This window comes from Acidiphilium sp. PA (assembly GCF_026191915.1).
In the GTDB taxonomy this organism is placed as follows: domain Bacteria; phylum Pseudomonadota; class Alphaproteobacteria; order Acetobacterales; family Acetobacteraceae; genus Acidiphilium.
Genome location: NZ_JAIMBY010000013.1, coordinates 72,306 through 97,490, shown reverse-complemented (window position 1 = coordinate 97,490; position 25,185 = coordinate 72,306). Strand labels below are relative to the sequence as shown.

At 57.8% G+C, this 25,185-nt stretch carries 24 protein-coding genes; 13 read left to right on the top strand and 11 right to left on the bottom strand.

The window, feature by feature from the left end; all coding sequences use genetic code 11:
• Positions 1 to 206, top strand: a 206-nt coding sequence (locus tag AruPA_RS15050; RefSeq protein ID WP_265637552.1) for a hypothetical protein, incomplete at its 5' end; no start/stop codon positions are given.
• 19 nt (positions 207 to 225) lie between these two features.
• Here AruPA_RS15050 and AruPA_RS15045 read toward each other — a convergent pair.
• From AruPA_RS15045 to AruPA_RS15020, 6 genes are all read right to left on the bottom strand, one after another.
• Entirely contained in the window at positions 226 to 1,203 is a 978-nt protein-coding gene (locus tag AruPA_RS15045) for an NAD-dependent epimerase/dehydratase family protein (protein ID WP_265637559.1), read from the bottom strand.
• Positions 1,200 to 1,799, bottom strand: coding sequence for an SIS domain-containing protein (locus AruPA_RS15040; RefSeq protein ID WP_265637551.1), 600 nt, complete (start codon positions 1,797 to 1,799; stop codon positions 1,200 to 1,202). Before AruPA_RS15040 ends, AruPA_RS15045 begins: the two co-directional genes overlap by 4 nt.
• The gene (locus AruPA_RS15035; RefSeq protein ID WP_322784406.1) at positions 1,789 to 2,580 is read right to left on the bottom strand and encodes a 3-hydroxybutyrate dehydrogenase; all 792 of its coding nucleotides are present in this window, start codon (positions 2,578 to 2,580) and stop codon (positions 1,789 to 1,791) included. The genes AruPA_RS15040 and AruPA_RS15035 overlap by 11 nt, the downstream gene beginning before the upstream one ends.
• Before the next feature lie 169 nt (positions 2,581 to 2,749).
• A complete protein-coding gene (locus tag AruPA_RS15030) occupies positions 2,750 to 3,310 on the bottom strand; it encodes a fasciclin domain-containing protein (protein ID WP_265637550.1) in 561 nt (186 codons plus the stop codon).
• A gap of 129 nt (positions 3,311 to 3,439) precedes the next feature.
• Entirely contained in the window at positions 3,440 to 4,669 is a 1,230-nt protein-coding gene (gene argJ, locus AruPA_RS15025) for a bifunctional glutamate N-acetyltransferase/amino-acid acetyltransferase ArgJ (RefSeq protein ID WP_265637549.1), read from the bottom strand.
• Positions 4,670 to 4,678: 9 nt separating this feature from the next.
• Positions 4,679 to 5,611 carry a peptidylprolyl isomerase gene (locus tag AruPA_RS15020; RefSeq protein ID WP_265637548.1) on the bottom strand — a complete coding sequence of 311 codons (933 nt, stop codon included), beginning with the start codon at positions 5,609 to 5,611 and terminating at the stop codon, positions 4,679 to 4,681.
• Positions 5,612 to 5,820: 209 nt separating this feature from the next.
• Between AruPA_RS15020 and secA the strand changes: the two genes are divergently transcribed.
• The gene (gene secA / locus AruPA_RS15015; RefSeq protein WP_265637547.1) at positions 5,821 to 8,562 is read left to right on the top strand and encodes a preprotein translocase subunit SecA; all 2,742 of its coding nucleotides are present in this window, start codon (positions 5,821 to 5,823) and stop codon (positions 8,560 to 8,562) included.
• 67 nt (positions 8,563 to 8,629) lie between these two features.
• Entirely contained in the window at positions 8,630 to 9,112 is a 483-nt protein-coding gene (locus AruPA_RS15010; protein WP_265637546.1) for a DUF2380 domain-containing protein, read from the top strand.
• Between the two features lie 382 nt (positions 9,113 to 9,494).
• Here AruPA_RS15010 and AruPA_RS15005 read toward each other — a convergent pair whose 3' ends face one another.
• Positions 9,495 to 9,809 carry an accessory factor UbiK family protein gene (locus tag AruPA_RS15005; RefSeq protein WP_265637545.1) on the bottom strand — a complete coding sequence of 105 codons (315 nt, stop codon included), beginning with the start codon at positions 9,807 to 9,809 and terminating at the stop codon, positions 9,495 to 9,497.
• A 61-nt stretch (positions 9,810 to 9,870) separates the two neighbouring features.
• On the opposite strand from AruPA_RS15005, the gene rfaD reads away from it, so the two are divergent.
• Genes rfaD through pgeF form a run of 4 tightly spaced genes read left to right on the top strand, consistent with a single transcriptional unit; the run spans position 9,871 to position 13,392 of the window.
• Entirely contained in the window at positions 9,871 to 10,851 is a 981-nt protein-coding gene (gene rfaD, locus AruPA_RS15000) for an ADP-glyceromanno-heptose 6-epimerase (RefSeq protein WP_265637544.1), read from the top strand.
• Entirely contained in the window at positions 10,848 to 11,675 is an 828-nt protein-coding gene (gene lgt / locus AruPA_RS14995; RefSeq protein WP_265637543.1) for a prolipoprotein diacylglyceryl transferase, read from the top strand. Before rfaD ends, lgt begins: the two co-directional genes overlap by 4 nt.
• Complete coding sequence (locus tag AruPA_RS14990) at positions 11,672 to 12,646, top strand: class I SAM-dependent methyltransferase (RefSeq protein WP_265637542.1); 975 nt, start codon at positions 11,672 to 11,674, stop codon at positions 12,644 to 12,646. The genes lgt and AruPA_RS14990 overlap by 4 nt, the downstream gene beginning before the upstream one ends.
• On the top strand, positions 12,643 to 13,392 hold the full coding sequence (pgeF, locus tag AruPA_RS14985) for a peptidoglycan editing factor PgeF (RefSeq protein WP_265637541.1): 750 nt from the start codon (positions 12,643 to 12,645) through the stop codon (positions 13,390 to 13,392). The genes AruPA_RS14990 and pgeF overlap by 4 nt, the downstream gene beginning before the upstream one ends.
• Before the next feature lie 677 nt (positions 13,393 to 14,069).
• On the opposite strand, the gene AruPA_RS14980 is transcribed toward pgeF, so the two are convergent.
• Together AruPA_RS14980 and uvrC are read right to left on the bottom strand one after the other, a co-directional pair.
• A complete protein-coding gene (locus AruPA_RS14980; RefSeq protein WP_265637540.1) occupies positions 14,070 to 16,565 on the bottom strand; it encodes a Hint domain-containing protein in 2,496 nt (831 codons plus the stop codon).
• Between the two features lie 123 nt (positions 16,566 to 16,688).
• On the bottom strand, positions 16,689 to 18,554 hold the full coding sequence (uvrC, locus tag AruPA_RS14975) for an excinuclease ABC subunit UvrC (protein WP_265637539.1): 1,866 nt from the start codon (positions 18,552 to 18,554) through the stop codon (positions 16,689 to 16,691).
• Positions 18,555 to 18,996: 442 nt separating this feature from the next.
• On the opposite strand from uvrC, the gene AruPA_RS14970 reads away from it, so the two are divergent.
• The 6 genes from AruPA_RS14970 (at position 18,997) to AruPA_RS14945 (ending at position 24,005) form a co-directional block, all read left to right on the top strand.
• Complete coding sequence (locus tag AruPA_RS14970; RefSeq protein WP_265637538.1) at positions 18,997 to 20,385, top strand: M17 family metallopeptidase; 1,389 nt, start codon at positions 18,997 to 18,999, stop codon at positions 20,383 to 20,385.
• A gap of 236 nt (positions 20,386 to 20,621) precedes the next feature.
• The gene (locus AruPA_RS14965) at positions 20,622 to 21,011 is read left to right on the top strand and encodes a MarR family transcriptional regulator (RefSeq protein WP_265637537.1); all 390 of its coding nucleotides are present in this window, start codon (positions 20,622 to 20,624) and stop codon (positions 21,009 to 21,011) included.
• Between the two features lie 62 nt (positions 21,012 to 21,073).
• Positions 21,074 to 21,661, top strand: a complete 588-nt coding sequence (locus AruPA_RS14960) for an outer membrane lipoprotein carrier protein LolA (RefSeq protein WP_265637536.1) — start codon at positions 21,074 to 21,076, stop codon at positions 21,659 to 21,661.
• Between the two features lie 69 nt (positions 21,662 to 21,730).
• On the top strand, positions 21,731 to 22,483 hold the full coding sequence (locus tag AruPA_RS14955) for a gamma-glutamyl-gamma-aminobutyrate hydrolase family protein (protein ID WP_265637535.1): 753 nt from the start codon (positions 21,731 to 21,733) through the stop codon (positions 22,481 to 22,483).
• A gap of 35 nt (positions 22,484 to 22,518) precedes the next feature.
• Positions 22,519 to 23,202: a fumarylacetoacetate hydrolase family protein gene (locus AruPA_RS14950; protein ID WP_265637534.1), complete on the top strand. Its 684-nt coding sequence runs from the start codon at positions 22,519 to 22,521 to the stop codon at positions 23,200 to 23,202.
• Positions 23,199 to 24,005 (top strand): exodeoxyribonuclease III, encoded by an 807-nt coding sequence (locus AruPA_RS14945; protein WP_265637533.1) that lies wholly within the window; start codon positions 23,199 to 23,201, stop codon positions 24,003 to 24,005. The genes AruPA_RS14950 and AruPA_RS14945 overlap by 4 nt, the downstream gene beginning before the upstream one ends.
• Here AruPA_RS14945 and AruPA_RS14940 read toward each other — a convergent pair.
• Complete coding sequence (locus AruPA_RS14940; RefSeq protein ID WP_265637532.1) at positions 23,967 to 24,620, bottom strand: hypothetical protein; 654 nt, start codon at positions 24,618 to 24,620, stop codon at positions 23,967 to 23,969. The two genes, AruPA_RS14945 and AruPA_RS14940, sit on opposite strands and share 39 nt — an antisense overlap.
• Positions 24,621 to 24,639: 19 nt before the next feature.
• Positions 24,640 to 25,179 (bottom strand): translation initiation factor IF-3, encoded by a 540-nt coding sequence (gene infC / locus AruPA_RS14935; RefSeq protein WP_029311833.1) that lies wholly within the window; start codon positions 25,177 to 25,179, stop codon positions 24,640 to 24,642.
• Positions 25,180 to 25,185 lie beyond the last annotated feature (6 nt).

Below are 25,185 nucleotides of genomic sequence, written 5' to 3'. Positions count from 1 at the left end.
ACCCAGACCTAAACCCAGACATAGCAATCACCACCAATCATACCCCCAGGCCATCTCAGACCCAAAAATACAACCAGCAGCCAAACGCCACCAACGTATCCCTTCCTAGCCTATTCACAAACCTCAAAGAACAAAACGACGGGACCTATGGTCCCGCCGAACATTTTACCGTCCAGCAGAGACATAAGACGTCACCGCCGATGTGACTGATGTATTACAGCGATATTATCCCGTCAACCCCCTTTGCGCATACCAATCGCGATACCAGGCGACAAAACGTGGAACACCCTGATTTAGCGTCACTTTGGGCACGAAACCGGTCAGCGTCGTCAACGCTTCGAGGTCCGCGCAGGTCTCCACGGGATCTGCCGGCGGTCGCGGCGTGTCAATTATGACCGCTCGACGGTCGAGCTCCGCCTCCAGAATCGCGACCAGATCGAATACGGTTTCAGCGCGGTTGTTTCCGATATTATATAATCGATGCGCGCCTTCATGTGCCGGCGGACAATCGACGACACCCAGGACGCCGTCCACAATATCGTCGATGAATGTGAAGTCGCGTTTGAGACGCCCCCCCTCGTAGAGCGTGATCGGGCGTCCCGCCATCATGGCTTCAGCAAAACTGAAATACGCCATGTCGGGCCGACCCCAGGGGCCGTAAACGGTGAAGAACCGCAAGCCCGTCTGCCGCAATCCATAAAGATGCGCGTATGCGACACTCATCATTTCGTCCGCACGCTTGGTCGCGGCGTAAAGCGATTGCGGTCGGTCGGCCCTGGCCGACTCGCTGTAGGGCAAGGATGACCCCGCACCATACACGGACGAAGAACTCGCATACACCAGATGCGTCAGTCGCGGGGCGTGACGCGCCGCTTCGAGGATCGACAGATGGCCCGTCAAGTTCGATGCCGCATAGGCGAACGGATTGTCGATCGAATAGCGGACGCCCGCCTGCGCGGCCAGATGGATAATCACCTCAGCATCCAGCGATGCCTCGCGAAGCGCAGCGTGATCCGCGATATCGATTTCATGAAATGAAAACAGTCGCTCTGCATTCAGGCGCGCCACACGCGCTCGTTTCAGACGGACATCATAATAAGAATTGACATTATCAACACCCGCCACGGTCTGCCCCCGCGCGAGCAATGCTTGTGCGATATGATATCCTATAAAGCCTGCCACGCCGGTGACGAGGAACTTCATCGATCTGCGCCAATCAAACGGTCTTCGAGCAGTTCCAGAATAATATGACCGAGCGAGATATGGCACTCTTGGATCCGCATTGTATCAAAGTCCGGGACGACGATTGCGTGATCACAGAACGCCCGTGCCACGCCCCCATCCCCGCCCAACAAGCCCACAGTGGTAATACCCATTTCACGTCCGACCTGGAGCGCGCGTACCACCGAGGGAGAACGGCCGGAGGTCGTGATGCCGAACAGGACGTCGCCGGTTTTACCCAAGCCTGACAATGGTCGGGCGAACACTTCGTCGAACCCGAAGTCATTGCCTGCTGCGGTCAGTGCCGAAGCATCGAGGGTGAGAGAGATCGCCGGCCACGAGTTGCGTGCGACCGATCCGCGGAGCCTGATCAGCAATTCGGTGGCAAGGTGCTGTGAGTCCGAAGCCGACCCCCCGTTGCCACAGAAAAGCAGCTTGTTCCCCGCCCGGATCGCCGTATCGCATGCTTCGACGACCGCAATAAGGGGGTACGGGTCTTCCGCCAGGGTCAGTTTCAACGCCGCGGCCCGCTGCAGCGATGAGACGATGCGCGCTGTCTCTTTCGGATTATTGTGCAACCCAGCCCCCATCGACGGACAACGCAGCACCGGTCATGGTCGATCCCGCCTCGGAGCACAGGAACACAGCGAACTGGCCGATTTTTTCGGGCGTCGTGAAGGCCAGCATCGGTTGTTTCTCGGCCAGAAGGGCGGCCGATTCGGCAGCGACGGACGTACCATTCGCCGCGGCACGCGCCTCGATCTGCGCTTGGACAAGCGGTGTCAGCACCCAGCCCGGGCAGATCGCGTTCACGGTAACGCCCGCATTGGCGCATTCGATTGCCGCAACCTTGGTGGCTCCCACCACGCCGTGCTTTGCTGCCACATAGGCAATCTTGTTTGGGCTGGCAACGAGACCATGCGCTGAGGCGATGTTTATGATCCGCCCCCAGCCGCACCGCTTCATGCCCGGCAACACCGCCTTCATACCATGGAACACGGCGGAGAGGTTCAGCGCGATCACCGCGTCCCATTTTTCGGTCGGAAAAGTCTCAATGGATGCGACGTGCTGAATCCCTGCATTATTCACCAGAATATCCACGGAACCAAACGCCGCCTCGCACTGGCGGATCATCAGATCGATCTCAACCGGTTTGGTCAGATCAGCGGCTTCGAACGCAACGGTCACGCCAAACTCCGCGGCGATGTCTGACCGCGTCGCTTCGATCGCGCTCGGATCGCCGAATCCGTTCAGCACGATCGTGGCTCCAGCCCTGGCCAGTTCCCGTGCGATACCGAGCCCGATGCCACTCGTCGAGCCGGTCACCAAAGCAATTTTTCCAGCCAATTCCACAGCCATCTCCCCCCACGTCGTTGGTGAACCGTTCTGGGCCAAGCGCGGCCAGCGTTCAAGCGTGCGAGCGCTTAGCAACGCATCATAAAAAGAACCAGCGACCCTAATTGATCGCTGGTTCCAGTGTGGCTGCGGGGGTGGGGGATCCCGCGCCGTTCAGTGATCAATCCTGATGTTACGGCATCAGAACTCGATTGATCACCTGAATCACACCATTGGATTGTTTGACGTTGTAAATGATGATGTTGGCGGTATCGCCCTTCGCATCCATCACTTCGATATTTCGTGGACCATTCATTTTAAACGTCAGATATGCGCCGTTGAGGGTCTTCAGCTTGACCATACCGCCATGACCCTGGATGTCAGCCGCCAGCGTTCCGAACGTAAAATCACCCGGTACAACATGATATAGCAGGATCGACGTCAGCATTTTCTTGTTCGCCGGCTTCAGGAGGGTCGCAACCGTCCCTTTGGGGAGCATGTCGAACGCCTCGTTGGTCGGCGCGAATACGGTAAAAGGGCCTTTCGCCTCGAGCGCCGTCACTAGACCAGCGGCCTTCACCGCGGCGATCAATGTCGTGTTATCCTTTGAATTTACGGCATTTTGTACAATATTCTTGGTGGGGTACATCGGCGCTCCGCCGACCATGACTGTATCGTTCGTAATGGCGGCGGCAGCCACACCGCCCAGCCCGGCAGCAAGGGCGGCGCCGACCAATAAGTGCTTGAGTTTCATAGCATATCTCCTGTTCACGGCCGCTGGCTTGAGGCCTTGTGATGGTGATACGGCGCTCGAACTCGTTTGGATGAGCCAACGTCACCGCCTACCATCACGAGTTCGTGATAATATCGCTACTCTATTCAGTCAGCTGCGATAACTACCATTGATGTCGATATAGCGGTGCGTCAGGTCGCAACCCCAGACGACTGCGCTGCCGCGGCCTATCCCAAGATCGACGGCTATCTTGATCTCCAAGCCGCTCATATGGGCGACAACCGGGGCTTCCTGATAGCCATCGACGACCCGCCCCTCACGCGCCATCCAGACGCCGCCGATCGCCACCGCCAATCGATCGCGCTCGGCGGGTTCTCCAGCCTTGCCGACCGCCATGACGATCCTTCCCCAGTTCGCGTCTTCCCCGGCAACCGCGGTTTTCACCAGGGGTGAATTGGCGATCGCCAGGCCAATGCGCCGGGCCGAGCGCCGCGACGCGGCACCGGTAACCGTAATTTCGATCAGCTTGCGGGCCCCCTCGCCGTCCCGGATCACCATCTGGGCGAGATCATGCAAAACCCCGAGCAGAGCAGACCGGAAGGCTCTCAACTCATCGATACGGGCGACCGGCGCATTGCCTGCCGCACCGGTGGCAAACATCAGGACTGTGTCGGAGGTCGAGGTGTCTGAATCGACAGTGATGGAGTTGAACGTAGGTTCAATCGCCTGACGCAGGATCGTCTGCAGCATCGCCGCCGGAATCGCCGCGTCAGTCACGATAAAGGCCAGCATCGTCGCCATGTCAGGCGCGACCATGCCGCTCCCTTTGGCAATGCCCGTGATCCGGACCGACCTGCCCCCTAGCGTCGTGGTCCGTGTCGCGGCCTTCGGAAACGTATCGGTCGTCATGATCGCGCTGGCCGCTGCCAGCCAGCCATCAGCGGACAGGCCAGCCGCGAGACTGTCGGTGACGGAGACGATCTTTTCCGCCGGCATTGGCTCACCGATCACCCCGGTCGAGGCCAGAAAAATCTCCTCGGGCGCGCATTTCAGGGCACGAGCCGCCGCGACCGCGCTTGCCCTAGCGGCGGCATTACCCGCAGCACCATTGAACACATTCGCGTTGCCGGCATTAACCAACAGGCCGCGCGCCAAACCGCGCGGCAGAATATTCCGGCACCAGGTAACCGGCGCGCCGGGACATTTATTGCGGGTAAAGACGCCAGCGACCGTGGTGCCCGGTGCAAATTCGGCCAACAGGACATCGGTACGTCCGCGATAGCGAATGCCCGCGGCAGCCGTGGCGAACCGGACGCCTGCGACCGCCGGCAGTTCCGGCAAGGGCAATGCGAGCGGCGATACCGCCAGTTTTTCAGCCAAGCGAACCCCTCAGTTCTTCGACGGCGCGGCCGCCGGTGCGGCGGCATCGGGCGCCTTGGCGGGCGAGCCATCCGGGTTGAACAGCGCGATTTTCAAGCCGGTCCGCGCCGATTGCAGCGCCTTCGTGATGGCCTGATCGGTTAAGGTCTGGCGAATTTTGTCTTTGACATCAGCAAACGTGGGCGCCGGCTTCTCGCGCTTGCCCTGCGATTTGATGATGTGCCAGCCGAATTGCGACTGCACCGGCACCTTGGTGTAAGTCCCCGGCTTCAACGCAAACGCTGCATCGGCAAAGGGCTTCACCATCTCGTCTTTGGTGAACCAACCGAGTTCGCCGCCATTTTTGGCGCCGGGGTCGATGCTGTCCTTGATCGCCAATTCACTGAATTTCGCGCCCTTGTCGAGCTGACCGATGATCTTCTCAGCCTCGGCCTTGGTCTTGACCAGGATCTGCCGCGCCTTGACCTCTTCGGGCTGTTTTTTCCCGACGTAATGTTTTTCGTAATAGGCTTTGACGGCCGCGTCGGTGAGTTCGGGCTTCACCTCGGCGCGGAGATAGGCCGACTCGAGCGCCCGATCGGCCGCCTCATGCATCGCCTTCGCCACTGCCGGTTTTTTCGCCGTGCCGGACTGCCGCGCCTTCACGAGCAGGGCGCGCTCATCGACCAGTCGGTTCAGCAGAACGGGGTACAGTTCCTGCGGCGGAGCCTGCTGCAACTGCGGGGGAAGCGACTGCGCCGCTTGGGCCAGGTCCGACAGATGGATCTTATACCCGTTCACAGTGGCCACCACAGGATTTTTGGGCGCCGCTTTTCCCGCGGTCGACGCTGATGCCGGCGCCGCGTCACCCGTCGCCGCCATCGCGCCGTTGGCGCAAACCGCCAGCGCCAAGGCGGCAGCACCGACCATGCCGATCGAATTGAGAAGAGAAGATTGTTTCATTCTGCTTGACCCCGTTGCATTTGCGCCGCACCATGGCCGATGCGACGCCTGCGGGCAAGACGGGGCGCTGTCGTCACGGCGTGCCCATATCCGTTCATTGACCAGATTGGCCCGCCCTCCTATGTCAGTGCATTGGCCGCACGCTCGGCGCCAGATGGTGTCGTGCGGCGGTCACACGACCAGCGCATAGACCGGAAACCCGTCTCATCATGTTTGCAAGCATTGCCCGCGCCCTTATCGGGACCACCAACGACCGGTCACTGAAGGCCTACCGCCGCAGGATCGACAGCATCAACGCGCTCGAACCCGAGCTTGCTGCGCTCGATGATGATGCCCTCAAGGGAAAGACCGCACTCTTCCGCGCCCGGCTCGAAGCCGGCGAGAGCTTGAATGATCTGCTGCCGGAAGCCTTCGCGGTCTGCCGGGAAGGTGCCAGGCGTGTTCTCGGCATGCGCCATTTCGACGTTCAGTTGATCGGCGGCATGGTGCTGCATGACGGCAAGATCGCCGAGATGAAGACCGGCGAGGGCAAAACCCTGGTCGCCACCCTGCCCGTCTATCTGAACGCATTGACCGGCAAAGGCGTCCATGTCGTCACCGTCAACGACTATCTGGCACGACGCGACGCGGAGTGGATGGGACGCCTCTATAATTTTCTCGGCCTGTCCGTCGGTGTCATCATACCCAATATCGAAGACGACGAGCGCCGCGCCGCCTACGCCGCCGACATCACCTACGGCACGAACAACGAATTCGGCTTCGACTACCTGCGCGACAACATGAAATACGCCCTGGCCGATATGGTCCAGCGTGATTTCAACTATGCCATCGTCGATGAGGTGGACAGCATCCTGATCGATGAGGCGCGCACACCGCTGATCATTTCCGGGCCGTCGGATGAACCGACCGAACTATACGCCCAGGTCGACGTGGTCGTAAAAATCCTGGCGGAGGACCCGTCCAATTTCGACAAGGACGAGAAATTCAAAACCGTCAATCTCACGGAAGCGGGCACCGAACGCGTCGAAAAAATGCTCGCCGAGGCCGGTCTGCTGACCGAAGGCAATCTCTACGACGTGTTCAACATCTCGCTGGTGCACCATGTCCAGCAGAGTCTGCGCGCCCATACACTGTTCACACGCGACGTCGACTACATCGTCAAGAACGGTCAGGTCATCATCATCGATGAGTTCACCGGCCGCATGATGGATGGCCGCCGGTATTCGGACGGGTTGCACCAGGCGCTGGAAGCCAAGGAACACGTGACCGTCGAGCGGGAAAATCAGACCCTCGCCTCGATCACGTTTCAGAACTATTTCCGCCTGTACCCGAAACTCTCCGGCATGACCGGCACGGCCCTGACCGAGGCCGATGAATTCGAGGAGATCTATAAACTCCTCGTGGTCGAGATCCCCACCAACGTACCGGTCTTGCGCAAGGATAGCGACGACGAGGTTTACCGGAGCGAAGGCGAGAAATACCAGGCCGTCGCAAACCTGATCGATGAATGCCGCGCCCGCAACCAGCCGGTCCTGGTCGGCACCACGTCGATCGAAAAATCCGAGGTCATTTCCAACCTCCTGACCAAAATGGGCGTCGCGCACTCGGTTCTCAACGCGCGCTTTCATGAACAGGAGGCGAGCATCGTCGCCGATGCCGGCGCCCCGGGGGCCGTCACGATCGCCACGAACATGGCCGGCCGCGGGACGGACATCAAACTCGGCGGCAATCTCGAATCACGCCTCAAGACCGAACTCGCCCATCTGGATCCCGCCGATCACGCCGCGCGCGAAGCCGAGATCCGCGCCGAAATCGAAGCCGCGCACGATGTGGTGAAGGCCGCCGGCGGTCTGTTCGTGATCGGTACCGAACGTCACGAGAGCCGCAGGGTCGACAATCAGCTGCGCGGTCGAGCCGGCCGCCAGGGCGATCCTGGCGCATCACGCTTCTTTCTCTCGCTGGACGACGATCTGATGCGCATTTTCGGCTCCGACCGCATGGGTCCGATGCTGCAGAAACTCGGCCTGAAAGACGGCGAAGCCATCATACACCCCTGGATCAACAAGGCGCTTGAAAAGGCCCAGAAAAAGGTCGAGGCGCGGAATTTCGACACCCGCAAGAACCTGCTGAAATACGACGACGTGATGAACAACCAGCGCAAGGAGGTCTATGCGCAACGGCGGGAATTCATGCGCGCCGACTCGGTTAGCGATGTGATCCAGGACATGCGGGCCGATACAATTGCCGAGATCGTCGAACGGCGAATCCCGACGAAAGCCTATGCCGAGCAGTGGGAAAGCGCCGAGCTGACGGCGGACGTCGAACGGATCTTCGGCCTGACCCTGCCCATCGTGGACTGGGCCGCCGAGGAAGGGATCGACGAAACCCATCTGCGTGACCGGATCACTGACGCGGTCGATGCGCACATGGCCGCGAAGGCGGCGAGTTTCGGTCCCGAGTTCATGCAATTTCTCGAAAAATCGATCCTTCTGCAGACACTCGACCATTTGTGGAAGGAACATCTGCTCGCACTCGACCATCTCCGCCAGGGGATTGGGCTCAGGGCCTACGGCCAACGCGATCCGCTGAACGAATACAAGGCAGAAGCCTTCGCATTATTCTCGGTCATGCTGGAAAATCTGAAGGAACAGGTCTCGACCGCCCTGGCCCATGTCGAACTGGGAACCGATCCCGCGACGGACACGCCGATCTTCGATCCGTCCGAGATGCACGAGCAGCATGAAAGCTTCGCCGGATACGGGCGCGACGTAGCCCTCGCCAGCCAGCCGCGCGTCAGCGACGTCACACCAATGCCGGTCACGAATGTCCAGCACGAAGCGGTTGACCCGGCGAGCCCGGAAACCTGGGCGGCCACGCCCCGAAACGCCCCGTGTCCATGCGGGTCTGGCAGGAAATTCAAACACTGCCACGGCAATATGGGGGCAAATTGAGCTGAAAACGCATCGAACGACGTTACTTTCGCTGTTGATCGCCCTGTGCGCCGGGCCATCGGTTGCAATGGCGCACCAGCCCCCGCCGCGCGCGGGAATTCTGATCGAGCCATTCGACCTGTTCGACACGTCGATCGACCATCGTCCTTTCGTGCTGGCCGCCCAAAAACGCTGGCTGGTGGATGCCGCGCACACAATGCGGCATGCACTTGCCAACGACAAGCGGTTGAGCGTTGTCCCAGGCGCCGCAACGCAGCGCGCCGCCGATCCGGCGCTCAAATCTTACCAGCATCCTTCGACGTGCCGGTCCTGCGCGATCAGCGCCGCCCGCTCAGCGGGTGCCCAATATGTTTTCATCGGATCGATCCATAAAGTCAGCGATCTGATCATTTATATGCGGGGGGAGCTGGATTCGGTCGATCAGAAGACGCCGCTGCTGGTTAAATCGATGGAAGTAAAAGCCGATAACAAAACAATGATGCTTCGCGCGGCCGCCACGATGGCGACGGCGGTCAATCGTGATCTGCGCCTCGAAACCAAACAACCCTAGCCGTCCCCACCGGACCTCCTCGCTCCGGGTTTCCGTCAACGTGGCAAACGTATTCCGCAAAATCCGGAACGCATTGATGCCGAAACCGGCACGATAACGCACAGTGCTTCGACCGTCGGGCACCAGCGCCTCGACTGCTCGCCCTGGAAGAACATGCCAACGTCAATCGTGGCGTGCCGCAGTCCCAGCCTCGCAAAAGCTTTCATGTGCAAAAGCGGGAGTAGCACCACCATAAATCCGGCCATCTGCCAGGACCGCAGAGGCTCGCGTTCTTACCCCAACGGTCACCGTGATCCTAATCCGCCCGACCCCGGCTTCACGCAACCGCACCGCCGAGCCAAGCGAGCCCCCATACACACTATATAGCCGAAGACAGATAATCTCAGGCGGCGCCCGCACTTTCGTCCTGATAGGGATCGCCCTGAGCCAAACCGATTGAACGCGGTGGTGCAGGCATAACCTGTGCCTCCAGCGCGCAAACGCGATCCCTCAGGACCGCAACCTCTGAGCGGGCCCTTGCAGCAACGTCTGCAATAGCGTCGAACTCATCCCTGCGAACCAAGTCGAGCATTCGGATCGTCTCGTCCACGCGAGCCTTGATCAACGATGCCATTTCGTCTCGCAGACCGCTGAATGCAGACAATGCACCACCGGCAACCCCAGCCAGATCATCGAAAAACTTCGGTCTCTCAGTCATAAATCGATCTCCTGTTGCTCCGGTGATGACTGATCCCCGGCGACTGACTATAACCCTCACCATGATATTGGTCACGGGCGGCGCAGGTTTCATCGGGTCAAATCTTCACGCTGAATTAAACCAGCGCATGGCAGACGTCGTCATCGTCGACGAACTCGGCCACTTTGGGAAGTGGCGGAATCTGCATAAGCACCCGCCGTCCGAAATCATCCACCCCAGCGATTTGACTGATTACCTTGCGACCCATCCTCCGATCGAGGTTGTCGTCCACCTGGGGGCAGTCAGCGAAACCACCGCAACCGACGGCGATCTGGTTTGGCGTACCAACGTCACTCTCAGCCAGGAGCTTTGGCACTGGTGCGCGGACCGAGGCGTTAGATTCATTTATGCGTCCTCCGCCTCGACATACGGCGACGGATCCGCCGGATTCGACGACACCCCGACAATTGAAGCGCTCGAGCGGCTACGCCCCCTCAATCTCTACGGTTGGTCCAAACACGCATTTGATCTTTGGGTGGCACGAGAGGTCGCGGCCGGCCGAAACCGGCCACCTCAATGGGCTGGCCTCAAGTTCTTCAACGTTTACGGTCCAAATGAATATCACAAGGGACCGATGGTCTCGGTTGTCAAAGTTAAGCACGACCAAATTCGGGCAGGCGATTCCATAACGCTGTTCCGTTCCGATCAAATTGGCATCGCAGACGGCGAGCAGGCGCGAGATTTCATCTGGATCGACGATGTGATCGCAGGATTGACGTTTTTACTGGATCATCCCGCCGTCAACGGACTGTTCAACCTGGGGACCGGTACTGCCCGCTCCTATGCCGATCTAGCGCGTGCTGTTTGTGCTGCCCACGGGGTCGCGACCGAGATTGTATTCGTGCCAATGCCTGACCGCTTGATTGGACAATATCAATCCTTCACGCAGGCATCGGTGGACCGTTTTCGCGCCGCCGGCTTTGACGCGACTTTCACATCTCTTGAAGATGGCGTCGCGCGGTACGTCACCAACTTCCTGAATCAACCGGACCCCTATCGATGACCAATGTATACGTGTGGCCACATTTCGACCCGATCTTGGTCAAATTTGGTCCCTTCGCGATCCATTATTACGCACTGGCATACATCACGGCACTCGTCGTGGGATGGCGCCTGATCAGACGTTTAGTTCGTCAAGCGCCCGTCGTTGCGACTCATGAAGAGGTTGACGATTTCCTCGCTTGGGCAACCCTTGGTGTAGTTCTCGGCGGCAGGATCGGCTATATTCTGTTTTACCAGCCAGTTTATTTTCTGGATCATCTCAATCGTACGTATGCGGTGTGGGATGGCGGCATGAGCTTTCATGGCGGTATGATCGGTGTCGCTGTGGCCGTCCTGATCTATTGCCACCGTCACAGGCTTGACCCTTGGTATTTCGCAGATCGTGTTGCGGTGCCGGTTCCCATAGGGTTGTTCCTCGGCCGTATTGCAAATTTCATCAACGGCGAGCTTTGGGGCCGCCCTGCACCCGCCTGGTTTCCGTTTCGTATGATTTATCCGCAGTCAGGATCCGACGCGCCTCGGTACCCATCAGAGTTGATCGAAGCCACGCTTGAGGGGATCGTCCTCTTCGTTGTTCTGTTCACGCTGTCCCGGCGGGAACGAATTCGGTCTCAACCGGGGTATTTGGCCGGCGTATTTGTCATGGGTTATGGCCTCGCCCGAGCGACCGCCGAGTGCTTTCGACAACCTGACTGGTTTCTGGGCTATTTGATGTTCGGACTGACAATGGGTCAACTGCTCTCCCTGCCTATGATCGCCATCGGTGCGGCAATGATCTGGCGCGCCAAACGTTTATCGAGCCATTATGCGACAATCGCCGCGTGACCGAACGACTTGATCAATTCATGGCTCGCGCCAATGCCGCCTATTATGCAACGCACGATCCCTTTGTCGATTTCACCACATCGCCCGAAATATCACAGGTATTTGGCGAACTTATTGGTCTTTGGGCAGCGCTTGCCTGGCAAACTATGGGAATGCCAAGGGATGTGTTGCTGGTCGAAGCAGGTCCGGGCAGCGGTAAACTGATCAATGACGCACTGCGTGCGATCGGCCGCGCCGTACCCGCTTTCGGCTCAGCATTGTCACTTCATTTCGTTGAAACGTCCCCCCGCCTCACGTCAAAATTAAGTCGGCATTATCCTCAGGCAACCATTCACGCCGATCTTACAACAATTCCCGCGGGTCCGATGATCTTTCTGGCGAACGAATTCCTTGATGCCTTACCTATCCGCCAATTCATCCGCCGCCCTGATGGTTGGATGGAGCGCCACGTCCGCGACAACGAATTTGTTGAGCTACCGACTGATTTAATGGTGCAGGACGATGCTTATGGCACGATTTACGAACGAAGTCCGGTCGCCGAAGCCTTCATTACCGCCCTGGCCGACCGTTTTGTTCAGACGAGCGGGGTAGCTTTGATTATAGACTATGGACCGATGCGGAGCGGGGCTGGCGACAGCCTCCAGGCGATCAGCAACCGTCAGTCGGTTCCCCCCACGAGCAAAGCGGGCTCTGCGGATATTACCGCTCATGTCGATTTCGAGCGACTGATCAACGTCATCCGCCGCGCGGGGGCAAAAGCTTGGGGGCCGATTACCCAGGGCCACTTCCTGACCGCTCTTGGGATTCACGAACGAACGAACCAATTAGGCCGCCATGCATCACCGCAACAAGCGTTAAACCTGATCGCGGCGTCACGGCGTCTCACAGCACCTGAAGGAATGGGTACTCTGTTCAAGGCGATCGCGATCAGTCATCCTGAGACTCAAAATTTGGCTGGATTCCCGTCATGATCAGAATGTTAACAAGTGATCTGATGGTTCCGCATGGTTTCTTTACCCGTCAAGGTGGCGTGTCGACCGGCGCCTACGACAGTCTCAATTGTGGTATGTCGGGACACGATGACCCGGCTCACGTCTCCGAGAACCGTGCCCGCGCTGCCCGCGCGATTGGTGTCGATCCAACATCGCTGATGGGACTTAAGCAAGTGCATGGTACCCACGTGATCAAGGTCGTCGCGGGGTGGGCAGCCGGCGACACTCCGCAAGCAGATGCTATGGTCACCGACCGCCCTGGCATCGCGCTTGGTATAATTACCGCCGATTGCGCGCCGGTGCTTTTTGCCGACTCGACAAATCGAATCGTTGGTGCGGCGCATGCCGGTTGGCGCGGCGCCGCCGCGGGCGTACTTGAAGCCACAGTAACGGCCATGCAGGCCTTGGGCGCCGAGACGATCTTCGCAGTCATCGGTCCTTGCATCCGACGCAACAGCTATGAGGTCGGGGCCGATCTCTACCACACAATTGTTTCACGCGAATCCGCAGATGTCGCCTTTTTCGATCAGACCAGAGAGAATCACTGGCAGTTCGACCTCTCGGGCTACGCGGCCAAGCGTCTGGCATCGATCGGCGTCAACACAGCAATCATACCGCACGACACATACGCCGAAGAAGATTTGTTCTTCTCCCATCGCCGGCGCACTCGGCGTGCAGAACGTGGCGGCGGGCACCAAATTTCAATTATTCGGAATGCCGCATGAAACGTTACATCGCTCTGCTCATGCCGGCCCTTCTTGCCGGTTGTGGCACACTGCCGCAGCCTTTTCTTGGGCGCCCGGGTCCCGAAGGCGCCCTTTTATCGGTACCGCCGCCACCCGTCCTCATAATCCCGGCGCCCCATGACGCCTTGCTGGGAAATTCTGCGTCTCATCTCTACGCTGACGACCTGGCCAAAGCTCTGGTAGCAGAGGATGTCCCCAGCATAGCGCGCCCCGCTGGCAAGTTTGACTGGCGCTTGAAGGCGCGGGCCGAGCTTTCCGGCAATCAGGTTGTGCCGACGTTCACCATCGTTGGGCCGACCGGCAAGGTCTACGGCCATTCAACTGGCGCGGCCGTATCCGGCCAGGCATGGTCCGACGGAAATCCTGATACGCTCAACGCCGTCGCGGTATCGTCCGCGCCAAATCTGGCGCACCTCCTTGGAACCATCAATGCGAGTGTGCAGCAGAGCAACCCCAGATCGCTCGAAAATCGTCCAGCCCGGGCATTGCTCACTCAGGTGTCAGGCGCACCGGGCGACGGCAACCACGCTCTCGCGCTTGATGTCCGACGAGACCTTGCACAGCTTGGTATTGTGCTTGTTGATCGCAAAGAGGATGCCGACTTCATCATTTCCGGCATCGTCAAGGTATCTCCAAGCCCTCATGAATCGGGCGTTTCAGCGTCGGACATCGTTGAGTTGGACTGGCTTGTTCGCAGCCAGAGCGGGGGTTTCATTGGAAAGGTCAGTCAGATACACGAACTCGCCCCCGACCAGATGGCCCCCTACTGGGGCGACGTTGCCGTCGCGGCCGCTCATCAAGCCGCTCTTGGGATCAATCAGGTTATGGTGAATGCAATTCCGAAGCGCGCAACCGGGCCTTGGCTGCTGCGGGGTCGACGACACCTGCCAAATCGGTGAGACCGCCTGCACAGTGAAGGCAATTTCCCGAGCACTAGAGGTATCGAAAACCGCGGCACCGTCAGTCCATCGAAACCAACGGCGACCTCGTCGCTCAGGTATATGAAAACCGGACATAAAACGTTGGTCGTCTGCGTCAACCAGCATACCATCTACTGTGATGTCAGTAATCGCAACTCCGAGACGGCGACAGTCCAGTGACGCGGGATCGAGGTCAGCCGCACGAGACGATGTTGAATTGATTGCGAGGCGGCAGGTCCCGATCGGAAGCCGAAAAATATGCTGACCGTTATCTGAATCTTTCGCATCCAGAAGGCGACCGTCGGCCAGCACCTCGAAGCGCCCCGCAACCGGACGGACGCCTCGCTCATATAGACGTTCATGCAAATGCAGCCGCGCCGCGGTCAAATCATTGCCTTCCGAGACCAGCGGAGCAAAGGCCCGCCTGCGATCCCATTCAGGCGCAGCAAAATCCGCGTGCAACGATACCAACCCCCTGGAGGTCACAAAATTATGTCGGTTGCCGCAGTCGAGGTAGGTTTCCACGGGCAGCGTTTCCGCCCAGACCACACTATGCTCCTTGAGTTCGATGTGGTGATACATCACCTCCGGGACATCGATTTGCCTGATCGAGATGCCGTTGACCAATTGCTTCGCAGCGATGAATACCCCTCCGCAATAGACGGCATGGTCAGGCGACAGATATAGTGCCCGAGACGGCACGCCTGGTCCGAACGCGCTTTGCTCGATGACGATGGGCAGAACCGTTTCCGGGTTTGGGTGTCGGTCGCAGTCAACCCACCGTTGACCCACCCATATCAGCGGTTTGGCTTGACCGTCATGTGTGACAACCGCGTCGCCCTTTCGAAGATCTTCGACCGGGCGAGGTCCATCTGGCGTCAGAATTTGTGTTCCCGCGCGAAAGCAAGGAGGAGCGGAAAGTTCATATGCTGTCGTTACAGACGAAACCGGCCCCATTGGCACGAGAACAAGCGAACCGGGGTCCGACGCGAATGTGATCGTCGACGAGGGAAGGCCACCAGCACTCCACGTGAAAAGATTGCCTGACTGGTGCGACGTGACCGCCTCGTTCGCGCCAAAACCCGTAATTTCGATCGTGTCGCCCGCGGTGAATTGGGCGATCTCACCTGAAAAACTATGATTATTCGTGAGCAGCAACGCAGATTGGTCGCCTAGAAATGCGACCATCTGGCCCGGTCCGACGGTATTACCAAACGCCACAGTGCCGCCTGATAAATTGATAGTGCCAGTTCCCGCTACAGACGAGCTGATGGATAGTGTGTCGCCACTTCCCTCGATCAACGTCCCGTTGTTTTCGAATAACGCCTGTCCCGTTATTGTCGAGGCGCCGCTGAAATCCCAGACGGCACCGTCGGTCAATGAAATCGTGGGAAACAGGGAAATTTCTTGACCAAAATTTGCCAATGTTCCGAGCGATGTTCCGCCGAACACGAGATCGGCAGAGCTTCCACCATTAGCAAAGCCCTGAAGGACGGCGCCAGGCAGCAGAGTCAACGAATCTGTGGTAACGCCTTTTGTAAACGAAACCGCCTCTCCGCCAGCACCGGTGATGGTGCCACCGTCTATGATGGAAACCAGGTCCTGATTGGCCCCCACCACAATACCAGTTTGTCCGGCGATGGTACCGAAATTTGTAAAGTTCGAGTAGTCGCCCACGTAAACGCCAATACTACCTCCCGAGACAACGCCCGTCGATGCATTTGTGAAAGAGCCAAGGGCGAGCCTCACCCCCATGCCACCGCTTATAGACGTGTTGCCACTGCTTATCTCGCCGGCATTGATAATTGTTGACGTATCAGGTCCAGCGCCTGAAAATTTTACGCCTTCCAAGGCGATCGAACCGCCGGTGATCGTAGCGCCCGACAAATTATCGACGATGAAACGACCCTCACTCAGCGCCATCCCGCCCTTACCGCCGTGAATGTAGCCGCTATTTACAATGCTTAGCGGCTCCGAGGTCGCTGTGATGCCGTAACCAGCGGCACCAACGATGAGTCCCGAATTATCAATGACGCCTCCGCCCTTGAGAAATATTCCTTCTCCGGTCGTTGCTGATATGGTACCACCGTTATCGATCGTCCAACTCGTGGTTGCTAAAACACCGTCACCGCTGGCAGCTAGAACGTCGCCCAAGATAGTCAGCGGGTCTCCGTATGTCGGCGCAACGAGAGTGATGCCGTGATCCAGAGTCGTGTTAATCGTTCCAGACATCTAGTCCCCCATTTGTTCCGAATAGAAAATTCGCAACTTGAGGATGTATTTGACATTAAATCTTAAGTTGTGTCACGCAAAATCTTTGGTAACGTTTTATTTTTATTAATAGACAGATCTATATTATTCGATGGTCGTGCCTGGGTTGAAGTGAGCATAAATCAACCTTGCCGTTGCTTTATTAATGCCGGAAACCGCCTCAAGGTCGCGGAGACCTGCCTGTTTGACGCCGCGAGCCGATCCAAAGTGGTTTAATAATGCGCGTTTCCGTGCGGCACCCACACCGTCAATCTCATCGAGTTCACTCGTCGTGATTTTCCTGGTCCGGCCAGCACGATGGGTTGTAATGGCGAACCGATGTGCCTCGTCCCTTAACCGCTGCAGGTAATATAAAACCGGGTCCCGTGCCGGCAATTGGAAGGGCGGCCGATCCTTCTGATAAAACCACTCGCGGCCGGCGTTTCGATCGGGTCCTTTAGCGATGGCAACCAATGGGAGATCGTGAATGCCCAGCTCATCAAAGACCGCATGGGCAGCCGACAATTGCCCGGCGCCGCCGTCGATCAAGACCAAATCCGGCCACGTCCCGTCGGTTCGATCCGGATTTTCCGACATGATCCGCGAAAAGCGTCGCATTAAAACTTCACGCATCATCGCAAAATCGTCGCCTGGCGTGAGCGGGCCCTTGATCGCAAACTTTCGATAGGCCGATTTCATAAATCCATCCGGGCCCGAGACCACCATCACGCCATAAGCGTTAGTGCCGGTGATGTGGGAATTGTCGTAGATCTCGATGCGGGCGGGCGGTTGATCCAAACCAAACAAGGCACCCGTCGCGCTCAGGAGTTTCTCCTGACCAGCGGATTCCGCAAGTTTACGCTCCATCGCTTCACGAGCGTTCGTCTCCGCATGACGTACAACGTCACGCTTCTCTCCACGCTGCGGCACGACCAGATCGACTTTGCGACCAGCTCTCAATGCCAAAGCTTCAGCCAGCAAATCGACTTCGGGCACCGTTTCGTTGAGCAGGATCATCGGGGGGGGCGTCTTATCGTCATAGAATTGAGCGATGAATGCGGCCAGGACTTCAGCCGCCCCCTCACCTCTGGCTTGTGACGGAAAAAAACTGCGATTCCCGTTGTTACGGCCGCCGCGAATAAAAAACACCTGAACGCAGGACTGCCCAGCGGCCTGAAAAACTGCAATCACATCGGCATCCGCAATGCTTTCGGGATTGATGACGTCAGATCCCTGAATATGAGTAAGCCCGCGGATGCGGTCGCGAATCGCAGCGGCGCGCTCGAACTCCAGCGCAGCGGAAGCTGTCTCCATTTCCGCCGCAAGATCGCGCTGCACGGTACCTGCCTTGCCAGAGAGAAATGCTCTTGCCTGATCGACGGTCACAGCGTACTCGCTGGCCGATATCCGTCCGACGCAGGGCGCGGAGCATCGCTTGATTTGATGAAGCAGACAGGGGCGCGATCGATTGGCAAACACCGTGTCGGCACAGGTCCGCAGCAAAAACACTCTCTGCAATGCTTGAATGGTCTGATTGACGGACCAAGCGGATGCAAACGGTCCCCAGTAGCCACCTTTGCGGGTTTGCGCGCCACGATGTTTGGTCAACTGAGGAAACGTGCCGTCAGCGGTAATCAGGAGCCAAGGATATGATTTATCGTCACGCAGCAAAATGTTGTAACGAGGCTTGAGCCGTTTGATCAGATTGGCCTCGAGCAACAACGCTTCAGCCTCTGTGTGGGTCGTGACAACTTCGAGCGCAAAGGTCTCCCCAACCATTCGCCGTAGACGCTCTGGAAGCCGAGCCTGTTGCATATATGCAACAACGCGCTTCTTCAGACTCCGCGCCTTTCCCACGTAAAGCGCGTTACCCGCAGCATCGAGCATTCGATAAACACCAGGCCCCGCTGGCAGATTGGCCAGGGCTGAGACAATGACGTCGACGCCGCCCTTCGCAACGGGTTCCGTCATGGTACGGTCCGCCTCGTTAGCGATACGTATTTCCTGTGGATAACCCTGTGCGTAACTGCAAACCAACCTTGTACGGGCACGGATTTCATGTCGGGCCTCCGACCATGCAGAATTTTGCCAAATCCGCATAACATATTGATTCGTATAATATATTAAACCCGTTGTATGACACTAGCATTTCACATCCTTGACCTAGCCGCCTGATTTCGTGCGATATTCTGCTTGGTGGACAACTTTTTTTCCTAACACCCGCCACTATGGCTGAAATCGGCCTCTCCCGGTTCCCGGATGCGTGACCCATCTCCCAATTTCCGACGTTTCGTTTGGCGCGTTTGAATGACCAATGAGGTAAACTGCTTCGAGTGACGATCGGCGCCTTTCGCAACGCTTGCGCTCGGGGCGCCAAACACTATGAATCATGGCGAATGAAAAAGAGCACACCATGAACGCGTCAACCCTCGCCGTAGAAACGCAAAATTCGGAACCCGCACCGTTCCCAATATATCCCTTGCGTCCATCCGAAGTGCAATATTTCCTAAAAACCTGCGATGCGCCAATCGCGGCATTTATCACAGCGCAAGGCTTCGCGGGACTGGAGCGAAAGATTGTTCTGATACCGGGCAACGACGGTATTGCCGGTGCGTTACTTGGAATTGGCGACGATCAGACACATCTACCGTTTGGAATATTAAGTAGTGCCTTACCGCCCAACACCCATTGGACCTTGCTACCGGGTAGCTACGATGCCGAGCAAGCCGCGCTTGCGATCATGCGCGGCGCCTATCAATATGAGCGGTTCAAACCGCGCGCTCAAGCCCCAGCGCGTATCGTCGTCCCACACGCAACCTCCAGATCAGTTGTATTGGCGAAAGCAATCTATGACGCTCGCGACCTGATCAATACGCCCGCCAACCTGCTCGGCCCTGCAGAACTGGCAGACGCCGGTGCCGAACTTGCGCTGCGTTTTAGCGCCAAAACTGAACGGATTACCGGTCGCGCATTAGACGATGGCTACCCTGCGCTGGCCGCAGTGGGGGCCGGGTCGGCACGCCATCCACAAATGCTACGATTTCAGTGGGGTGACGATCCAGCACTGCCCTTGATCTCACTTTGCGGTAAAGGCGTCTGCTTCGATACCGGCGGGTACGACATTAAGCCCAGCAGTGCGATGCTTCGCATGAAAAAGGATATGGGCGGTGCCGCCATTGCACTTGGCGTCGCACAAGCCGTCATGGCGCTGAACTTACCCGTTCGCCTCGATGTCAGGATTGGCTGTGTGGAAAACAGCGTATCCGGCCACGCCATGCGGCCGCTCGATGTGCTGAAGACACGCGCCGGGTTGATGGTGGAAGTTGGCAACACAGACGCCGAAGGCCGCTTGGTACTGGCAGATCTGTTGACGGATGCCGTCAGCGCCAAACCAGACTGGCTGATCGACTTCGCGACCCTCACCGGCGCCGCTCGGGTTGCTCTCGGCCCCGATATTCCAGCGCTATTTTCCAACTGTGATCATCTCGCGAACGCCTTGCTCGCGAGCGGTCGCGCTACCCATGATCCGCTATGGCGTCTCCCTCTCTGGGTCGGATACGATTCATGGCTCGACAGCACCATAGCTGACTGCAACACCGTGGGCTCCAAACCGATGGCCGGCGCGATTGTCGCGGCCCTATTCCTTAACCGTTTTGTTCCAAAGAACGTCTCGTGGGCGCATATAGATACCTATGCGTGGAACGACGTGTCTCGACCCGGACAGCCGGAAGGCGGCGAAGCTCAATCCCTTTTAGCAACAGTTTCGGCCATTGAATGCCTTTGCCATGAGGCCCGCCACTGAATTGCGACAAAATCACGGCGGAGGATCTTGCAACGGAGTTGCAATGTTTTCATGTTCCAGTCTCTTGTTCTAGCCCATGAACTCTCATAACTGTTACAGGTCCGATCGTTGTTAATGCGGCATGACGATTAGATGCTCGGTGCCCAGCAGACGATTCTAAGGTACCATACGGTATGAGGCCGGTGAGCGGTCTTGGGAAATTTCCGCCGTTCGCAAATGAAGAGGAGTGTTTACTCATGGCAACGCAGATGACGTCAGATGACCTAGTGGGTGTGTTGCGCGATACCGTTGTTGCGCTGGTCCGGCGCGATGGCGTCGATCTTTCCGCTCGGCAACTCGGTGTCTTCCTCACATGCTATCTCAATGAAGGCGCCCACACCGTTCGCGGCTTGGCCCAACAGCTTAATGTTTCGAAACCGGCAATAACGCGCGCTCTGGATCGCCTTTCCGATCTCGATCTGGCGCGCCGTAAGGTTGATCCTGCGGATCGGCGAAGCGTATTGGTGCAACGCACAACGAAAGGGTCTGCATTTCTCCGGGAAATCCGTGCGGTTATGGGTGAGTTAATCGCCGCAGGCCGGACGCCGGTCGATGTGGCGCCACGGCGGTCAGCTGCGGCAGGCTAAGGGTCGAGGCAAACAGCGTTAAGGCAGATTCAATGACTATGTGGCGGGTGGCGTTTGCGACCTTGGGTCTCATCCTGGGTACTGGCTCGGCTTACGCGGCAAGACCGGCACCTCCTGCAGCAGATATCCCTGTGCTGACCAAAGTTACCAACTATTTGAATGGTTTAAAAACCATCACTGCTAAGTTTATGCAAGTCGGTCCCGATGGCTCGGTTCGTACCGGGAAGGCAATTGTGCAGCGGCCCGGCAAGATGCGGTTTCAGTACGATAAACCCAATCCACAATTGCTCGTTGCCGGTTTCGGCCTGCTTGTATACCACGACCCGGAACTGGATCAGACGACGAATATTCCTCTAGCGTCCACGCCGCTTGGAATTCTACTCGACAGGACGGTTCGGCTGTCCGGCAAGGTGACTGTGACGAAAATATCGCAGCCACCTGGCGAGGTGCAAGTCAGCCTTATCAGGACCGGTAAAGCACAGCAGGGTCATATCACGCTCGTATTCTCCACGGATCCGATGGAACTGCGTCAATGGCGCGTGACCGATAACCAAGGCCAATTGACTCAGGTCAGTCTCTACGATCTGCATGATGCCAAACCGTTTCCGGATAAGGACTTTGAATATATTCAAGGCATTACGCCAAACTAATCCGTGGTGCATCCCTGGTCCCCGTGATCTGGGTGGTGACATGGCACGCGGGATTTGGGACTAAGTGGCATGGTCGCCAGATCGGCAAAGCTTATCGGGATTTCGTGTTGTCAAAAGGCCTTCGGGGTGTTCGGCATGATCAACCATGCGGCATCCGACACTTATGTTCGCGCTGTGGATCAGGTGGTCGGTGCCGTACCGATCTTGATACCCGCGAATGGAAAGAGCGCCGACGTGGCCACACTGCTCGATCGGCTGGATGGTCTTATCCTGACAGGTAGCCGCAGCAACGTGGCAGCGGAGTTCTACGGCGGCCCGCCACAAACTGCCGACGATGCCCCGGAGGATCCCGCCCGCGACCAGGTAACCTTGCCGCTCGTTCGCGGCGCGGTTCAACGTGGATTGCCCGTGCTGGCGATTTGCCGTGGTCTACAGGAATTGAATGTTGCTCTTGGCGGTTCCCTCCATCAGCGCCTGCAGGATATCCCGGGCAAGATCGATCACTCCACGCCCATGCAGCGGCATGGCCCTGTTCGGGTCGGAAAAGCGCATTTTATCGCAGTCAGACCGGAAGGCCTGCTTGATTCAATCATCCAAACGACCTGTTTAGCCGTGAATTCGCTCCATAATCAGGGTATCAAACGAATGGCGCGTGGGCTGGTTGTCGAGGCGCGCGCGATCGATGGCACGATCGAAGCTATCTCGGGAACCGGACGGGGATATTTGCTCGGCGTGCAATGGCACCCGGAGTACGACTTTGATCACGACATTGCCTCTCGACGTATTTTTGAGAGCTTCGGTGCCGCGGTACGGGGCGTGTAAGAAGTGCACCAGAATAATATTTCGGAGGATGTCGTATGTCGGAGTGGGTTATCGATCCAGTCGCATTACCAACTGTCCCTGTGGCTGGCGGGAGGAAGTTTCCTGTGCGCCGGATATTTTGTGTAGGTCGTAACTATGCCGCACATGCCCGTGAGATGGGTGCCGACCCCGACCGGGAACCGCCATTTTTCTTCACCAAGCCGGCCGACGCGGTTATTTCGTCCGATCGCGTGCCATATCCGACTGCAACACGCGCACTGCATTTCGAAATGGAACTCGTGGTGGCCATCGGGCGGGAAGCTCAGTCCGTCGCGGCCACGCAGGCGCTCGACCACGTATACGGCTACGCCGCAGGGGTCGATCTGACTCGGCGCGACCTGCAAGATGAGGCCAAATCGCTTAGGCGCCCGTGGGATATGAGTAAGGGTTTCGATGCTTCGGCTCCGATCGGCCCCATCACCCCGATTGCGGTGAGCGGCCATCCTTCGCACGGTAAAATCACATTGTCAGTCGATGGCGTTATCAAACAAAGCGGTCACTTGGCCGACATGATCTGGCCGGTTCCTGACATCATTGTTTTTCTCTCCAAACTGGTCACACTGATGCCCGGCGATCTTATTTTTACAGGCACGCCGGACGGGGTTGGCGCCGTCGAGCGCGGCAGCCGTATTCATGGATCCGTCGAAGGCGTCGGCGCGGTATCGTTCGAACTGGTATGACCAGGACGCTGACCGTCGCGACGTGGAACATCAATTCAGTACGTTTGCGACAGGATTTGCTCACGACGCTGATGGCCAAAGCTGCGCCGGATATTTTATGTCTTCAGGAGACCAAGGCGCCAGATTTCCTGTTTCCCAGCGACTTGGGCAACAAGTTGGGGCTTCCCCACGTTTTGACCCGTGGGATGAAGGGTTATAACGGGGTAGCCGTCCTATCGCGTTTTGAATTGCAACGCCTTGAGACAACGCCAGATTGGTGTGGCAAGTCCGATTGTCGTCACATCGCAGCCAATGTCCTTATCGGCCATCAACCGATAACGATTCATAATTTCTACGTACCGGCCGGTGGCGATATCCCCGACCGCGAGGCTAACCCAAAATATGGCCACAAACTCGACTTCATCACAGAAGCGAAAAAACATTTCGCCTCTTGTCCCCCTTACCGTACTATTCTTGTGGGCGATCTCAATATCGCCCCGCTCGAGAATGACGTGTGGAATCATAAACAACTTCTTGGTGTCGTAAGCCACACGCCCGCGGAGACCGCCGGCCTCAACGAATGGCGTGAACAGGGTTTTACCGATGCGATCCGTCACTTCGTTTCACAGGACCAGAAACTTTTCACTTGGTGGTCATACCGCAACCGTGACTGGCGCGCTTCCAACCGAGGTCGCAGACTCGATCATATCTGGGTATCCCGCGATCTCGAGGCGTCCTTGTCCCACCACGATATCCTCAGCGAGGCACGCGACTGGCCGCGTGGTTCAGATCACGTCCCCGTCGTTCTCACGCTGGCAATATAGATTTGCTTGCCGCGACAAGGTACGGCGCGCGGCGGATGCATCACGCGCCAATCGTGCCAGTTCCACGATTTGTCGAGGCCGGCGTATAACACTGGCAACGACGCGGGAGATTGCGATCCGCCCTTGCTCGTCTAATGCAACAAGGCTGGCCGGCGGCAAGGCCCGGTGGGCGGGATCGGCAACCGCACGCATCGCCGCGAAGGGAATCTGGCGAAGTGCCGCGACTCGCGCCACGTCGACCGACTCAAGATCAACCGCCGCCGCCATGGTTGACTTATAAAGAACAGCTTTTTCAGCGATCATTACGACGGCCGCATCCGCGCCTGTCAGCCGTTCGACCGTCGCGCCCCCCATACGCCGAACGAGATCCGCATCACAGCGATACCGTGTCTCTCCGGATACGATCCAGTTTGGAACCAAAAGTGAACCCGCAGGCAATCCCGGATCAAGCCCCCCGGCCAATCCGAAACTGATCAGAACAGTTGCCCCACGGTCGACAAGCCGCAAGGTGGCCTGCGCGACACCTCCGGGCGTACCGCCGCCCGTTTCGACCAGCACGTCATAGTCAGCGAGCAAGCGAGCCTCAGCGCTGAGTCCGGTAATAAAACCGATCAAACGACGATATCCAGTTAGATCACTTCGGACTGAGCACCATCACCATCTGACGGTTTTCCATCTTCGGCATCTGCTCGACCTTTGTTTCGGTTTCCATATCGATTTTGATCCGCTCCAGGACCTTCACGCCCAGTTCCTGATGAGCCATCTCGCGACCACGAAACCGCAACGTCACCTTGACCTTGTCTCCCTCGCCGATGAAGCTTTTCATCGCCCGCAACTTTACCTGATAATCATTTTCATCAATGTTCGGACGAACCTTGATTTCCTTGATCTCGATGACTTTCTGCTTCTTACGAGCTTCGTTCTTCTTTTTCTGCTGCTCGTATTTAAACTTGCCATAGTCGAGCAGCTTACACACTGGCGGATCGGCGTTGGGGCTGATCTCGACCAGGTCGAGGCCAACTTCCGTGGCGCGTCGCTGAGCTTCCCGGGTTGTCAAAACGCCCATCATTTCGCCGTCCTGGTCGATCAATCGAACCTGGGGCACACGGATATCTTCGTTGACGCGCGGCCCTTCGCGGCTTGGCGGGGTCGGCGGAGCAGGTAGTCTGGCTATGTCGCT